15 protein-coding genes are annotated in these 13,609 nt (G+C 67.7%); 5 read left to right on the plus strand and 10 right to left on the minus strand.

What is annotated here, in order from left to right:
• Positions 1–3: 3 nt before the first annotated feature.
• The 4 genes from fabI (at position 4) to GBG68_RS10645 (ending at position 5,828) form a co-directional block, all read left to right on the plus strand.
• A complete protein-coding gene (fabI, locus tag GBG68_RS10630; protein ID WP_152147110.1) occupies positions 4–777 on the plus strand; it encodes an enoyl-ACP reductase FabI in 774 nt (257 codons plus the stop codon).
• A 37-nt stretch (positions 778–814) separates the two neighbouring features.
• Positions 815–2,209 (plus strand): bifunctional enoyl-CoA hydratase/phosphate acetyltransferase, encoded by a 1,395-nt coding sequence (locus GBG68_RS10635; protein ID WP_152147112.1) that lies wholly within the window; start codon positions 815–817, stop codon positions 2,207–2,209.
• Positions 2,206–3,375, plus strand: a complete 1,170-nt coding sequence (locus tag GBG68_RS10640; protein ID WP_152147114.1) for an acetate/propionate family kinase — start codon at positions 2,206–2,208, stop codon at positions 3,373–3,375. The genes GBG68_RS10635 and GBG68_RS10640 overlap by 4 nt, the downstream gene beginning before the upstream one ends.
• Before the next feature lie 74 nt (positions 3,376–3,449).
• Positions 3,450–5,828 carry an EAL domain-containing protein gene (locus GBG68_RS10645; RefSeq protein WP_152147116.1) on the plus strand — a complete coding sequence of 793 codons (2,379 nt, stop codon included), beginning with the start codon at positions 3,450–3,452 and terminating at the stop codon, positions 5,826–5,828.
• Positions 5,829–5,857: 29 nt separating this feature from the next.
• On the opposite strand, the gene cysQ is transcribed toward GBG68_RS10645, so the two are convergent.
• Positions 5,858–6,679: a 3'(2'),5'-bisphosphate nucleotidase CysQ gene (gene cysQ / locus GBG68_RS10650; RefSeq protein ID WP_152147118.1), complete on the minus strand. Its 822-nt coding sequence runs from the start codon at positions 6,677–6,679 to the stop codon at positions 5,858–5,860.
• Positions 6,676–7,233 carry an ADP compounds hydrolase NudE gene (nudE, locus tag GBG68_RS10655; RefSeq protein ID WP_152147240.1) on the minus strand — a complete coding sequence of 186 codons (558 nt, stop codon included), beginning with the start codon at positions 7,231–7,233 and terminating at the stop codon, positions 6,676–6,678. The genes cysQ and nudE overlap by 4 nt, the downstream gene beginning before the upstream one ends.
• Positions 7,234–7,294: 61 nt before the next feature.
• Between nudE and yrfG the strand changes: the two genes are divergently transcribed.
• Entirely contained in the window at positions 7,295–7,951 is a 657-nt protein-coding gene (gene yrfG, locus GBG68_RS10660) for a GMP/IMP nucleotidase (protein ID WP_152147120.1), read from the plus strand.
• Positions 7,952–8,028: 77 nt separating this feature from the next.
• Here yrfG and GBG68_RS10665 read toward each other — a convergent pair whose 3' ends face one another.
• The 8 genes from GBG68_RS10665 to gspG form a co-directional block, all read right to left on the minus strand.
• A complete protein-coding gene (locus GBG68_RS10665) occupies positions 8,029–8,820 on the minus strand; it encodes a type II secretion system protein N (protein WP_152147121.1) in 792 nt (263 codons plus the stop codon).
• Positions 8,817–9,302 carry a type II secretion system protein GspM gene (gspM, locus tag GBG68_RS10670; RefSeq protein ID WP_152147124.1) on the minus strand — a complete coding sequence of 162 codons (486 nt, stop codon included), beginning with the start codon at positions 9,300–9,302 and terminating at the stop codon, positions 8,817–8,819. The genes GBG68_RS10665 and gspM overlap by 4 nt, the downstream gene beginning before the upstream one ends.
• Complete coding sequence (gene gspL, locus GBG68_RS10675; protein ID WP_152147126.1) at positions 9,299–10,522, minus strand: type II secretion system protein GspL; 1,224 nt, start codon at positions 10,520–10,522, stop codon at positions 9,299–9,301. The genes gspM and gspL overlap by 4 nt, the downstream gene beginning before the upstream one ends.
• A 108-nt stretch (positions 10,523–10,630) precedes the next feature.
• Positions 10,631–11,560 (minus strand): type II secretion system minor pseudopilin GspK, encoded by a 930-nt coding sequence (gene gspK / locus GBG68_RS10680; protein WP_152147128.1) that lies wholly within the window; start codon positions 11,558–11,560, stop codon positions 10,631–10,633.
• Positions 11,560–12,156, minus strand: coding sequence for a type II secretion system minor pseudopilin GspJ (gene gspJ / locus GBG68_RS10685; RefSeq protein WP_152147130.1), 597 nt, complete (start codon positions 12,154–12,156; stop codon positions 11,560–11,562). The genes gspK and gspJ overlap by 1 nt, the downstream gene beginning before the upstream one ends.
• Complete coding sequence (gspI, locus tag GBG68_RS10690; protein WP_152147132.1) at positions 12,153–12,650, minus strand: type II secretion system minor pseudopilin GspI; 498 nt, start codon at positions 12,648–12,650, stop codon at positions 12,153–12,155. Before gspI ends, gspJ begins: the two co-directional genes overlap by 4 nt.
• Positions 12,616–13,164 carry a type II secretion system minor pseudopilin GspH gene (gene gspH, locus GBG68_RS10695; protein ID WP_152147134.1) on the minus strand — a complete coding sequence of 183 codons (549 nt, stop codon included), beginning with the start codon at positions 13,162–13,164 and terminating at the stop codon, positions 12,616–12,618. The genes gspI and gspH overlap by 35 nt, the downstream gene beginning before the upstream one ends.
• Positions 13,165–13,605: a type II secretion system major pseudopilin GspG gene (gene gspG / locus GBG68_RS10700; protein ID WP_152147242.1), complete on the minus strand. Its 441-nt coding sequence runs from the start codon at positions 13,603–13,605 to the stop codon at positions 13,165–13,167.
• Positions 13,606–13,609: the final 4 nt, after the last annotated feature.

The raw sequence follows: 13,609 nt of genomic DNA on the forward strand, positions 1-13,609 counted from the left end.
ATCATGTCGAAATTCGCGGACCTTTCCGGCAAGAAGGGGCTGGTGGTCGGTATCGCCAACCAGCAGTCCATCGCCTACGCCTGCGCCCGGCATTTTCGCCAGCAGGGCGCGGAGCTGGCCGTCACCTACCTCAATGGCAAGGCCGAGCCCCACGTGAAGCCCCTGGCCGATGAGTTGGAGGCCGCGCTGTTCCTGCCCTGCGACGTGCGTGAGCCCGGGCAGCTGGAGGCGGTGTTCGCGCGCATCGAACAGGAATGGGGCAAGCTCGACTTCCTGCTGCACTCCATCGCCTTCGCCCCGCGGGAGGATCTGCACGGTCGGGTGGTGGATTGCTCCCAGGCCGGTTTCGCCCAGGCCATGGATGTCTCCTGCCACTCCTTCATCCGCATGGCGCATCTGGCCGAGCCGTTGATGAAAGACGGCGGCTCGCTGCTCACCGTGAGCTTCTACGGCGCGGAAAAGGTGGTGGAGAACTACAACCTCATGGGTCCGGTGAAGGCGGCGCTGGAGAGTAGCGTCAAATACATGGCCGCCGAACTCGGCCCACAGGGCATCCGGGTGCACGCGCTCTCCCCGGGGCCACTGCAGACCCGTGCCGCCTCGGGCATAGACCGTTTCGATGCGCTGATGGAAGAGACCGCGCGCCGCGCGCCCCAGCATCAGCTCGCCGACATCAACGATGTGGGCGCCACCGCCGCCTTCCTGGTCAGCGACCACGCTCGCACCCTGACCGGCAACATCACCTACATCGATGCCGGCTACCACGTGGTGAGTTGAATGGCGTAGCGAGCTATCCCCTTTTCAGAGCAACACCATGAGTTACATAGAAAACTATCCCTACGATGAGCTGCAGCCCGGGTACAGCGCCGAGCTGACGGCACGGCTCACCCTGGATGAGCTGCGCCGGCTCGCCACCCGTGCCGCGGCGCTCAACCCCGGCCACATGGACGAGCAGTACGCGGGCAGCGATCTGTTTTACCAGGGCATCAGCCCCACGCTCTGGGGCGGCGCGCTGCTCACCACCCTGATCGCGAGTGAACTGCCGGGTCCGGGCACGGAATTTCTGCAGGAGGATCTGCGTTACCTGCGTCCCTTTCAGCTCGGCGAGAGCGTGACCGCCGAGGTGCGGGTGCGCGAGAAGAACGGGGGCCGCGAAGTGCTGCTGGATTGTCTTTGCCGTGGCGAGGACGGCGAGGAGCTGGTGAGCGGCACCATCCGGGTGCGCGCGCCCGCCGAGAAGCTGCGCCGGGCGCGGGAAGCCCGCAACGGCCAGACCGGACGAGGGCGCCAGCTGCATCGCCTGCTGGAGCGCGCCCGGGAACTTTCCCCGGCTCGCACCGCCGTGGTCCACCCGGTGGATCATCACTCCTTCATGGGCGCCATCGAGGCGGCCCGCGAGGGCTTGATCGTGCCCATCCTGGTTGGCCCCGAGGCGAAGATCCGCGCCGTCGCCGAGCAAGAGGGCGTGGATCTGGCCGACGTGGAGCTGATGGATGTCGAGCATAGCCACCAGGCCGCCGAGAAGGGGGTGGAGCTGTGCCGCGCGGGGGAGGCGGAGATCCTGATGAAGGGCGCGCTGCACACCGATGAACTGATGCGCGCGGTGCTGTTCAAGGAGCGCGGTCTGCGCACCGCCCGGCGCATGAGCCACGTGTGGTGCATGGACGTGCCCAGCTACCCCCGGCCGCTGTTCATCACCGATTCGGCACTGAACATCTACCCGGACCTGATGACCAAGGCGGACATCACCCAGAACGCCATCGAGCTGTGCCATGTGCTGGGCATAGAGCGGCCGAAGGTGGCTATCCTCTCCGCCACCGAGTCGGTGAACCCGGCGATCCCCTCCACCCTGGATGCGGCGGCGCTGTGCAAGATGGCCGACCGCGGCCAGATCACCGGCGGCCTGCTGGACGGCCCGCTGGCCTTCGACAACGCCATCTCGGAAGCCGCCGCCCGCACCAAGGGCATACGCTCCGAGGTGGCGGGCCGGGCCGATATCCTGCTCGCCCCCGATCTGGAAGCGGCGAACATGCTGGGCAAGCAGCTGCATTATCTGGCCGACGCCGAGGCCGCCGGCATCGTCCTGGGGGCGCGGGTGCCCATTGTGCTCACCAGCCGTGCCGATGACGCCATGTCGCGCATGGCCGCCTGCGCCATTGCCCTGTTGCTGGCCGATGAGCGCAGCCGAAAGCTGGAGCTCAGCGCATGAAGGGGCTGCTGGTCATCAACGCCGGCTCCTCCAGCGTCAGGTTCGCCCTCTACGCCCTGGAGGGCGGGGCCTTGAGTCCTTGCCTCAAGGCCCATGCCGAGGGCCTGGGGAGCGCCCCCCGGCTGCATCTGCAGGACGGGGTGGAAAGGACCAGCCTGGATCTGCCCCCCCAGGCCGACCAGCAGGCGGCGGTGGAGGCTGTGCTGGACCGGCTGGAGCAGCGGTTCCCGGCGCTGGAACTGCTCGCCGCGGGCCACCGGGTGGTTCACGGTGGGCCGCGGATGCACCGGCCCTTGTTGCTGGACCAGGCCAGACTGAGGGCGCTGGAGAACTTCTCGCGGCTGGCGCCGCTGCACAACCCGCATAACCTCAATGCTATCCACGCGCTGGCCGAGCGCCGCCCGGACCTGCCCCAGGTGGCCTGCTTCGACACCGCCTTCCACCGCAGCCAGCCGCGTCTTGCCCAGCTCTTTGGCCTTCCCCGGGAGTATGCCGAGCGGGGCATCCTGCGCTATGGCTTCCATGGGCTCTCCTACGAGTACATCGCTTCGGTGCTGCCCGAGTACGCCCCCGAGGCGAGCCGGGTGGTGGTGGCGCATCTGGGCAACGGCGCCAGCATGTGCGCCATCCACGATGGCGAAAGCGTGGCCTCCAGCATGGGCTTCACCGCGCTGGACGGGCTGATGATGGGCCGGCGCTGCGGCAGCCTGGACCCGGGCGTGGTGCTGCATCTGATCGAGCAGGAAGGCATGAGTGCCGCCGAGGTGAGCGATTTGCTCTACCAGCGCTCCGGGCTGTTGGGGGTGTCGGGGGTCGGCTCGGACATGCGGGAACTGCTCGCCAGTGACGCCCCCGAGGCGCGAGAGGCGGTGGAGCTGTTCTGTTATCGCGCGCGGCGGGAGTTGGGGGACCTGGTCGCGGCCATGGGCGGGCTGGATGCCCTGGTGTTCACCGCCGGCATCGGCGAGAACAGTGCCGAGATCCGCGCCGGTATCGCCGGCTCCCTGGGCTGGCTGGGCCTGGAGCTGGATCGCGTCGCCAACGACAGGGGCGAAATGCGGATCAGTGCGGCCGGCAGCCGTGTGTCCTGCTGGACCCTGGCCACCGACGAGGAGGGCATGATTGCCCGCCACACCCTCGCCCTGGTAGAGCCGGTCGGTCGCTGACCGCACCTGCCGCCTGCGTCTTCTTGTGCGATACTGCGTGCCATTGGACGGTACGGGACGAGGCAGAGGCACCAGTGGAGGCAGAGGCACCAGCGCCCGCGGAGCAGGGCAACGACAACAAGGCGCTGCACGACGGCGCTACCTGGGTGGATGCGGGCTGGAAGCAGCCCAACTTCGGCGCCGAGCTGCGATCCCGGGAGGTGGAGGAAGCCACCTCCCGGGAACGCATCCAGGGGCTTTTCCAGCTCAACTACTACGGCCTGTCGGCCACCACGGTCGTCGCTTTGCTGAGCACGCTGGCGCTGAGCCTGCGCGGGATTCTCTGGGCGCTGCCCTGGTGCGTGCTGATGCTGCTGATCGTTGCCGTGCGCTGGTGGGTATGTCGGCGCTTCTTCGCCCAGCCTGCAGCCTTCGAGGCCCTGTCCGGCTGGGCGCGGCGGGCGGTGTTGATGTCCGCGGTGCAGGGCAGTGCCTGGGCGCTGCTGGTGCCCATAGGCTGGTCCAGTGGAAACCCCTACGATTTTGCCGGCGTCATGTTCATTGCGGCCGGCTTCAGCTTCGGGGCGCTGGCCACGCTGGCCGCGCATCTGCCCGCCTACCTGGCCTTTACCACGCCCATTTACCTGGCCAGCGGGCTGATCTTTCTGCTCGAACGCAGCGTAACCGGCGCGCTGCTGGCGCTGGTCGTTGGCGTCTTCGGCTTGATGACGGCCAATGCGGCGGGGGTTTCCACCGGCTTGCTCCTCAGTTCGCTGGCCGCCCGGCACCAGAATCGCGCACTGATTCGCACGCTCTCCGAAGAGAACGAGCGTGTCCAGGTGACGCTCGGCTCCATCGGCGAGGCGGTCTTCGCCACGGACCCCGAGGGGCTGCTTACCTACCTCAATCCCCATGCGGAAACCCTCACCGGCTGGTCACTGGCGGAGGCCCGCGGTCAACGCCTGGCCGAGGTGTTCCGGCTGCTCAATGAGACCAGCCGTGAGCCGGTGGGCGACCTGGTGGCGGACTGTCTGGCGCATGACGGGCCGCTCAGCCCCGATGGCGAAGTGGCGTTGCTGGATCGCAGCGGGGACCGGGAATATTCGGTGGAAGTCAGTGTCTCGCCGATCCGCGACTATGAACGGCGGATTCGGGGTGTGGTCATCGTCGCCCACGATGTGACCGATTTGCGGCACATGGCGCGAATGATGTCCTACCAGGCCAATCACGATCCGCTCACCGGCCTGGTCAATCGCCGGGAATTCGAGCGCCGCCTGCGCGAGGCCCTGGACGAGGCCAATCATGGCGGTCGTGAGCACGCCCTGTGCTACGTGGACCTGGACCAGTTCAAGGTGGTCAACGATACCTGTGGCCACATGGCCGGTGACCAGTTGCTCACCCGGCTGAGCGCGGTGCTGCGCCAGCACGTACGTGATTGTGACACGCTCGCCCGGCTTGGGGGGGACGAGTTCGGCCTGCTGTTGAAGAACTGTGACCTGGAACTGGCCGGGGCGCTGGCGAGCGAGTTGTTGGAGGTCATCAGCGGTTTTCGCTTCAGTTGGGACGACAAGGTCTTCCAACTGGGTGCGAGCATCGGCGTGGCGGCCATTCACCGGGGCAGTACTCCCACCCAGGTGTTGGCGGCCGCGGATTCCGCCTGCTACGTCGCCAAGGACGAGGGGCGCAATCGGGTGCATATCGTTTACCCGGACGACGAGGAGGTGAGCAGCCGCCACGGCCAGATGCGGCTGGTCAGCGAGATCCACCGCGCCCTGGAGGAAGATCGTTTCCAGCTGCGCTACCAGCGCATCGAATCATTGAAGACCCCGGGGCGCTCCCATGCCGAGATTCTGCTCAGCATGCAGGCGGAGGATGGCAGCGTGCTCGCGCCGGGGCAGTTCCTGCCCGCCGCCGAGCGTTACAGCATGATGGCCGGGGTGGATCGGTGGGTGGTGAGCCGCGCCTTCCGGCAGTTGCAGCACAGCCCCGTGCTGCAGCAGGTGGAGCAGTTGGCCATCAACCTTTCCGGGCAGTCGCTGAGCAGCGAGCAGTTCGCCTTTTTCGTGGCCGAGGAACTGGAGCGCAGCGGTGTGGATGCGCGGCGGATCTGTTTTGAGATCACCGAAACGGCGGCCATTGCCAATCTGGCACGGGCGCAGGAGTTTATCCGCACGCTGCGGGCACGGGGTTGTCGCTTCGCGCTGGATGATTTCGGCAGCGGGCTGAGCTCCTTTGCTTACCTGCGCTCCCTGCCGGTGGATTACCTGAAGATCGACGGCGCCTTCGTGCGCAACATGAGCAAGGATGCCATCGATCGGGCGATGGTGGTGTCGATCAATGAGGTGGGCCATGTGATGGGCATCGAGACCATTGCCGAATTCGTGGAGGATGCGGCGACCCGGGAACTATTGCGCGAGCTGGGTGTGGACTACGTCCAGGGCTACGGCATTCACAAGCCCGAACCGCTGCCCTGAGCGCTTTTCCGTCGGGAGCCGCGGTTAATTCACCGCGGCTCCACCGTGAACCCTTCCAGGTACTGCCCCCAGTCGTAATCCGGGTCCCCCACCACCAGAAAATCCGAATTCAACAGGGATTCCTTGCCGTTGTAGGGCAGGGGTTGCAGCGCCAGGTCGGTGACCCGGCCGCCGGCGGCTTCCACCACCGCCTGGGCGGCGGCGGTGTCCCATTCCGAGGTGGGGCCGAAGCGCGGGTAGAGGTCCGCCGCGCCTTCCGCCACCAGGCAGAATTTCAGCGAGCTGGCCATGGACGTGGTTTCGTGCGCCGGCAGGCGCTCGAGCAGGGTTTCGGTGGCGCCGCTACGGTGGGAGCGGCTGACCACCAGGTTCATGGGTGAGGCGACCGGGCGGGTGCGCAGGGCTTCGGTGCCCTGCGCGGTGCCCAGCCAGGCGCCCACGTCCAGGGCGCCGTAGTAGCAGCGATCGAGCACCGGCGCGTAGACCACGCCCAGCACCGGGCGGCCGTGCTCCATCAGGGCGATATTGACGGTGAATTCGCCGTTGCGCTTGATGAATTCCTTGGTGCCGTCCAGTGGGTCGATCAGCCAGTAGCGCTCCCAGTGCCGGCGCTCCTCGAAGGGGACGGCGCGGCCTTCTTCGGAGAGCAGCGGGATGTCTGGGGCCAGTTCGGCGAGCCCCGCGGCCAGGATGTGGTGGGCGGCGCGGTCCGCCTGGGTCAGCGGCGAGTCGTCGTCCTTGTGCTCCACGCCCAAATCGTCCCGGCTATAGACCTCCAGAATGGCGATGCCTGCCCGGTGGGCCAGATGGCATAGCGGTTCCAGCAATTCCTTGCGTCGAGTGGTGTTCATGCTTGTTGTTCTTCCTTTTCCAACAGTTCCCGCGCCAGATAAAGCGCGGCCAGGCTGCGTGCTTCGTGAAAATCCTCGCGCTGCGCCAGCTCGCTGATTGCATCCAACGGCCAGGGCTGCACTTCGATGGGTTCGGGCTCGTCGCCCTCCAGCGGGCTGTGGTAGAGATCCCGGGCGAGGATCAGCTGGGTGCGGTGCGACATATAGCCCGGCGCCACGCTCACCGTGCGCAGGTGAATGAGGCTGCGAGCGCCCAGGCCTACTTCCTCGCGCAGTTCCCGGTCGGCGGCGGCCAGGGGGGCTTCGCCCGGCTCCACGCGGCCCTTGGGCAGGGCGAGCACATAATCATCAGTGCCGGCGGCGTACTCACGGATCAAGAGCACTTCCCGCTCGGCGGTGATCGGCACCACCAGCACCGCGCCCCCGCCGGAGCCGGCCAGCCGCTCATAGACGCGCTCCTCGCCGTTGGCGAAGCGCAGGTCCAGGGCTTCCACATGGAACAGCCGCGATCGGGCGACGCTGCGACGAGCAAGAATGTGGGGCTTCTTTGGCATGGTGTGCATTGTACACTCCGCAATCTTTGTCTGTAGGAGCGGCTGGCTCTGGAGAGGTGACATGCTGGACTGGGCCCATATCGACACCGTGCTGCTGGACATGGACGGCACGCTGCTGGATCTGCACTTCGACAATTTCTTCTGGCTGGAGCACGTGCCTCGGCGCCATGCCGAGCGCCAGGGTTGGAGCCTGGAGCGGGCGAAGGCGGATCTGTTCCCGCGCATGAAGGCGGTGGAGGGCACCATCGACTGGTATTGCCTGGATTACTGGAGCCGGGAGCTGGATCTGCCCATCGCGCGTCTGAAACGTGAGGTGCAGGATCTGATCATGTTCCGGCCCCAGGCGGATCTTTTCCTGCGGCGCCTGCAGCGGGCGAGCAAGCGTCGGGTGTTGGTGACCAATGCGCACCGGGATGCGCTGGCACTGAAACTCGAGCGCACGGAACTGGCCAACCATGTGGACGTGTTGATCAGCTCGCACGACTACGGACTGCCCAAGGAGGACCAGCGCTTCTGGGACGCCTTGCGCGCCCAGGTGCCTTTCGACCCGGCGCGCACGGTGTTGCTGGATGACAGCCCTCGGGTGCTGGCCTCGGCGCGGCGATACGGGATTGCGCATTTGCTGGGGGTGGTGGAGCCGGACAGTAGGGCGCCGGCCAAGGAATGGGTGGAGTTCGCGGCTGTGGAGAGCTTTGCGGCGTTGGCGGAAGGCTTGTGAAAGCGATGGCGGCCTGAGTCGCCGTCCTTGCCATTAGCCCCGCCCGCCCCGGCGCCGGAGGGCGAGCGGTGCGGCGTTCAGCCCCGATTCAGCGGCTCCAATTGCACGCCCTCCGGGGTCATGCGGCCGCGCACCCGCACGGTGCGTGTTTCCCCTTCCTCTCCCGGCCCCAGGACGGATAGCGCCTGACGGCTGGCCGCGTCGGTGGGACGCAGGTCCAGGCTCAGGGTGAAGTCGCCTTCGCGGCCCAGGTTCAGTGCTCCCTGGATCTCCAGGGGGCTGTCGCTGTTGCGGATCTCGCCGCGGCTGCCCTGTTCGGTGGGCTGCAGGCGCAGGCTCAAATTGCCCAGATTCAGGCCCGACCCCATGCGCAGGCGCGCCTCCCGCCAATCCACGACGCCGGCCAATTGCCGAATGACGCCATCGCGCACGCTCAGCTCGCTCAGTTGTGCCTGCAGGCGGCCTTCCACCACCTCGGCGGGTATCAGCGGACTGTTCACCCAGCGCAACACTTCCCCCACGGGCAGATCGGCGCGCAGCATCTGCACATCGGCGCTGTGGCGGTTGGCGCTGCCGCGGGCGCGCAGCTCGCCGCCCGATGCCGTGGCGCGCACTTCGCCGCCCAGCCGGCCGGTCAGCAGATGCCGAGGGGCCAGATCCCAGGAAACGCCATCCAGGCGCAGATTCTGGTGGAGCACCACCGCCGCCTGGCCGGACCAGAGCTTGCCGCTCAGCCCGAAGGCTTCCACCGGCACCTGTCCGCCGAACCAGCGCCAGGCGTGGGCGGCGGGCAGATGCACCAGCAACCCGACCAGATACACCAGCAGGCCGAAAAGAATCAGCGCGATGCCGCGACGCCCCATCTTCATTCCGCGGCCTCCAGGATGAGTTGCGCGTCCACCCGTCCGGTGGCCTCGGCACTGCGGAAGCTTGCCGTACTGGCGCGTATGCCGTGTTCGTTGCGCAGAACCACCAGCCAGCCGATCAGCGGGTCGAAGGGGGTGTTGTCGAAACTGAGCCGCACCTGCCGCTGGCCGCTGGATTCCACCCGCAGGCTCTCCTGCAAGCCGGCCGCCCGGGCGGCGGCATCGATGCGCGCGGCCAGGGAACGGCTGTCCTGCGGCCTTGCACCGTTGCCGGGCCCGCCACCCAGGGCGCGCACTTCCAGGGCGGCCTGGCGCATCCATTCCAGCGTGGCGCGCTCCTCGCGCACCTGTTCGCGCAGGCTGGCCACTTCACGGTGGGCGGGCAGCCACAGGGCGAAGACGTAGACGATCAGCCCCAGGGCGATGCCGCCGAGCAGCAGGGTAAGTTGTTCGCGGCGCTGCAGGCCTTGCCACCATTGCTTCATGAGCCGCTCTCCAGATGCAGCAGAGCCTTGATGCGCTCACCCTCGGATTGCGCCGAGCGGGTCTCGGCGCGCAGGCCTTCCAGGCCGTCCAGGGTCGATTGCAGCGTGTCCAGCTGTTCGATGCCAGCGGCGCTGAGCTCCAGGTCCAGCGCGCCGGCCTGATAGCGCAGCCCCCGCAGGCGCACTTCCCCGGCGCGGTTCAGCGCCGGGCCCGCGGCGTCGAGCATGGGCAGCAGCCCGCGGGACTCGCCGCCACCGCCGCGCAGGGCGGCGAGTCGGCTTTCCATCTGACGGCGCGGGTAGAGCACCCGACTGCTCTCGGGGAAAGCCTGGCGGTAGATGTTTTCCACCTGGGCGGTGAGCTCGCGGTATTCGCCTTGCAGCTTCCAGCGCTCCATCAGGGCGGCCCCGGTGTCCACCAGCGCCCAGGCCAGCAGCAGACCGGCGGCGAGCTTCCAGCGAGCCCATTCCCCGCCTCCCTGGCCGCGCGGCGCATAGGCACCACTGAGCAGGGGGATGGCGTGCTGGCGCTGCAGCCCGGCGGCGAGCAGGGCGTGGGCGTCATCGGTGGGAATGCGCTCCACCCGCAGGGGCAGGTCCAGGGCCAGTTCGTCGGCTTCCCGCAGGGCGTCCACGTGGTAGACATCCAGCGCCTCGGGGGGCTGTTCGCCGGCCTCTTCCAGGGCGCCTTCCAGGAAGAATTTCAGTGTGTCCCGATCGCCGCCGAAACCGGCCTGGGGGGCGGTGCGCAGCAAAAAGCGCTCGCCGTCCAGCAGCAGGCTCCAGTGCTCGGGGGCGAGCGGCAGGGATTGCACGTCGGGGTAGAGCTGCTCCAGGCGCAGGCCGGCCTCGGCGGCGGCGTCGCGCCAGCGCTCCAGCACGCTGCGGGCAATCACCGCCACGGCGTAGCGCTCGTCGGCGAGCTTGGGACCGAGCGCGAAGTGCTGTTCTTCCACGTCGCCGGAAATCTGTTCTTCCAGGGCGTAGGGCAGGGCCTGCAGCACCCGTTGACGGCTCTGGCCGGGGATACGGACGTCGGTGAGCAGCAGGTCGGTGGCGGGCAGCAGGCCGATGACCCCGTGGCCACGGGCCGCCTCGGCGGCCTGTTGCAGGCTGCCCTGTTCGCCGGTGCCCTGGATTTCGCCCTGTTCGTTCAGGGAAAACCAGTGCGCCGCCTGCGTGGGATCGGAGGCGAAGCGGATGATCAGACTCGGCCGCATGTTCTTGTTCTTTCAGGTTCGGGAAAGGGCATTGTGGCGGAAATCCTTCGGCCTCGCCAGCGTGCTGCGTATGGGTGTTCCCTCTCAGATAAGGGGTGCGGGGCGAGGCTACAAGACGCCGGAACCGCGGGCCAGGATCTTCAGCCCCCCCTGGGCGCCGCGCTGGATGTGGCTGGTCAGTTCCGCGCGGCTGCGGCCCAGTTCCACGCTGGCGCGCAGCTCGAAATGCCGAGAGCCGGTGGACAGGCTGTCCGCGGCCACCTGACGCCCGGCGAACACCGCCGATTGCAGCAGGCTGTCCACGGACTCGAAGCCGTTCTCGGGGCGCACTTCCAGCAACTGCTCGCCCTGGGCGAGGTTCAGGTCGTCGGCGAGGCTGGCGAGCAGCGGGGCGCCGGCGGTGTTGATGTTCAGCGTGGTCTGGCCGGGCAGCACGGTGAGCAAGGGCGCCAGGCGCTCGTAGACGCGCGGGGTCACCCCTTCCACCATGCGCAGCTCCGTGAGGCTGCGCATGGGGCCGTTGGCGGGCCGGTAGGCCGGGTCCTTGCGGGTGTAGACATCGTCCTCGGCGCCGCCCGGGTAGCGGGTGTCCTGGTTCGGGTCCAGCCAGTCCACCACCGCATCGGCGATCAGCGGGTCCAGCTCCAGCAGTCGCAGCAGATTGCGAAAGCGCTGCAGCTGGCTTTCCACCGGTTCGCCGGCGGCGTTCACCAGGTTGTTCAGGTTGAAGCGCCCCTGCAGATCTTCCAGATACAGCAGGATGTCCGCGCCCTCGAAGTTCAGCGGCAGCGGCCCCTGGGCCCAGGGTTCGGCCAGATGGTCGTGGGGGCCGGAGCGCAGATCCGCGGCGAGGATGTCCATGGCGAAGCTCTCCGAGGCCAGGGCATAGGCGTAGGCCTGGTCGCGGGCGAAGATGTTCTGGCTGCGGCGTATGTCCACCTGCTGGCGGTCGATCATGGCGATGGCGGCGGTGGCGGCCACGGCCACCACCAGCAGGGCGGTGATCAGGGCGATGCCGGATTGACGTGCGCTGCGCATCAGTAGGCCAAGGGGAACAGACGGGTGATTTCGCCGTAGTCGCTGAGCTCCAGGCTCAGCTCCACGGCACGGGGCAGGGAGGGGGGCGTGCCCTGGGCCACCGGCGGCGGCCAGTCATTGAGCCAGCGCTCATCGCTGGTGAGGAAACGAAATTCCAGCGATTCCACCTGGTCGAGCAGGGCGGATTCGAAATGCTCCGGGTCCATGGATTGGTCCAGTGTGGACCAGTAACCGCGATAGAGCTGCCCGTCCTCCAGGCGGTAGTCCACTCGCAGCAGGCTGCTGCGCGGCAGCTGCAGCGGGTTGGCGCGGCCGGCGCGGGTGAAGCGCAGGGTCTGCAACTCGGTGAGCAGTGCCGGCTGACGGTCGCCGTAACGATCGCGAATGGGGCGGTCTATGGCCTGGCGCAGGTCATTTTCCATGATGAGGAAGGCTTTCTGCAGGGCGCCCAGGCGCTCGGCCTGGGCCTGGCTGCGGTCGCGGGCGGCGAGCACCGTCTGCAAGCCGCCGTAGGCCATGGCGGAGACGAAGCCGAAGATGGCCAGGGCCACCAGCAGCTCGATCAGGGTGAAGCCTTTCGCCCGCCGCAGGATCATGTGGTGGGTTCCCCGTTCGGCTCGGGTTGGCCTTGCGGTGGAGGCTCGCCCTGTTCCGGCGGCTGCCCGCCTTCCTGCTGCGCCGGCGCGGCGGCGGCGTCCCGCAACTGTGGGTTTTCCAGAAAGCCGGTGAGGCTGGCGAGCTGATTGTCGTCATTCTCCGGCGAGTAGACGGTCACCCGTACCCGGCGGACATTGTCGTTGGGGGTTTCCTCGATCTCGATGCGCCATGGCCATTCCCGATCCGCCATTTCGGTGCGGCCGGATTCACGCCCGGTGTCGAAGCGCTCTTCCAGGCGCAGTTCGGCAAGCCGGTCGGTGGCTACCCAGTGGGCGAAGCTGCGCTCGCGCAGATAGCTGCCGTTGGCGGTGTGGGCGGTGACCGACTTGATCACCGCACCCAGGGCGATGGCGAGTATCGCCACGGCGATCAGCACCTCGAGCAGGGTGAAGCCCCGCTCATTCGCCCCGGCTTTGCAGGTCCAGCACGCCATTGATGTCTCCGCTGATGCGGTAATGATCCTCCACCTCCTCGGCGCGGATCAGCAGCTCGAAGGGGGTGAGTTCGCCGGTTTCCATGAAGAGGATCTCCGGCAGCAGACGGTCCTCGTCTTCCTCGCCTTGTGCCAGCAGCCCGGCCGGTTCCGCCGACTGGCCCTCCAGCAACAGTTCCAGGCGCAGAAACTCCGGCAGTGCCCGGGGGCGCAGCTGCGGGTCCTCCTCCAGTACCCGCCAGCGCTGCTCCTCGTACTGCAGGAAGCGGTAGCCCTCCTCGTCGAAACGCAGGCCCAGGGGGCGGGCGGTGAGGATGGCCTCTTCCGAGGCCAGCTGCATGAGCACCGCCAGGCGGCGGCTTTCCTCCTGCAGGCTGTCGGCGCGCCCGCCGCCGAACCCGATCACCGCCATGGAGGTGATGATGCCGATCAGCACCAGCACCACCATGACCTCCATGAGCGTGAAGCCGCGTGGTGGCGGCTTCAGCGTGTCAGGGTGGCGAGCGCTGGGCACTTACTCCCGGTCCAGATTGCTGATGTCCGCGTTCTGGCCGGAGCCGCCCGGGCGGGCGTCGGCGCCCAGCGAGATGATCTGCACCCGGCCGCCGGAATCCTGGGGGCTGAGGTATTCGTACTCGCTGCCCCAGGGGTCCTTGGGCAGGGACTTCACGTAACCGCCGGCCTTGTAGTTGCGCGGCTCGGGCCCGCTGGTGGGCCGTTCCACCAGGGCGCGCAGGCCCTGCTCGGTGGTGGGGAAGTTGAAGTTGTCGAGCTTGTACATCTCCAGCGCGCTCTCCAGGGTGCGGATATCGTGCTTTGCCTGGGTTATGCGGGCTTTCTCCGGGTTATCCATGATATTGGGCACGGCGAAAGCGGCCAGGATGCCCAGGATCACGATGACCACCATGATCTCGATCAGGGTAAAGCCGCGCTGGCGGCGTTGCTGCGTGCGCATGTGC

The organism is Alkalilimnicola sp. S0819 (assembly GCF_009295635.1).
Classification (GTDB): domain Bacteria; phylum Pseudomonadota; class Gammaproteobacteria; order Nitrococcales; family WHIW01; genus S0819.

Coding starts and splice junctions, on each gene's coding strand:
- yrfG (WP_152147120.1), top strand. CDS start 7,295: ATGCTGGACTGGGCCCATATCGACACCGTGCTGCTGGACATGGACGGC.
- nudE (WP_152147240.1), bottom strand. CDS start 7,233: ATGCCAAAGAAGCCCCACATTCTTGCTCGTCGCAGCGTCGCCCGATCG.
- GBG68_RS10640 (WP_152147114.1), top strand. CDS start 2,206: ATGAAGGGGCTGCTGGTCATCAACGCCGGCTCCTCCAGCGTCAGGTTC.
- gspM (WP_152147124.1), bottom strand. CDS start 9,302: ATGAAGCAATGGTGGCAAGGCCTGCAGCGCCGCGAACAACTTACCCTG.
- gspK (WP_152147128.1), bottom strand. CDS start 11,560: ATGCGCAGCGCACGTCAATCCGGCATCGCCCTGATCACCGCCCTGCTG.
- gspJ (WP_152147130.1), bottom strand. CDS start 12,156: ATGATCCTGCGGCGGGCGAAAGGCTTCACCCTGATCGAGCTGCTGGTG.
- gspG (WP_152147242.1), bottom strand. CDS start 13,605: ATGCGCACGCAGCAACGCCGCCAGCGCGGCTTTACCCTGATCGAGATC.
- GBG68_RS10635 (WP_152147112.1), top strand. CDS start 815: ATGAGTTACATAGAAAACTATCCCTACGATGAGCTGCAGCCCGGGTAC.
- cysQ (WP_152147118.1), bottom strand. CDS start 6,679: ATGAACACCACTCGACGCAAGGAATTGCTGGAACCGCTATGCCATCTG.
- GBG68_RS10665 (WP_152147121.1), bottom strand. CDS start 8,820: ATGAAGATGGGGCGTCGCGGCATCGCGCTGATTCTTTTCGGCCTGCTG.
- gspL (WP_152147126.1), bottom strand. CDS start 10,522: ATGCGGCCGAGTCTGATCATCCGCTTCGCCTCCGATCCCACGCAGGCG.
- fabI (WP_152147110.1), top strand. CDS start 4: ATGTCGAAATTCGCGGACCTTTCCGGCAAGAAGGGGCTGGTGGTCGGT.
- gspI (WP_152147132.1), bottom strand. CDS start 12,650: ATGGCGTGCTGGACCTGCAAAGCCGGGGCGAATGAGCGGGGCTTCACC.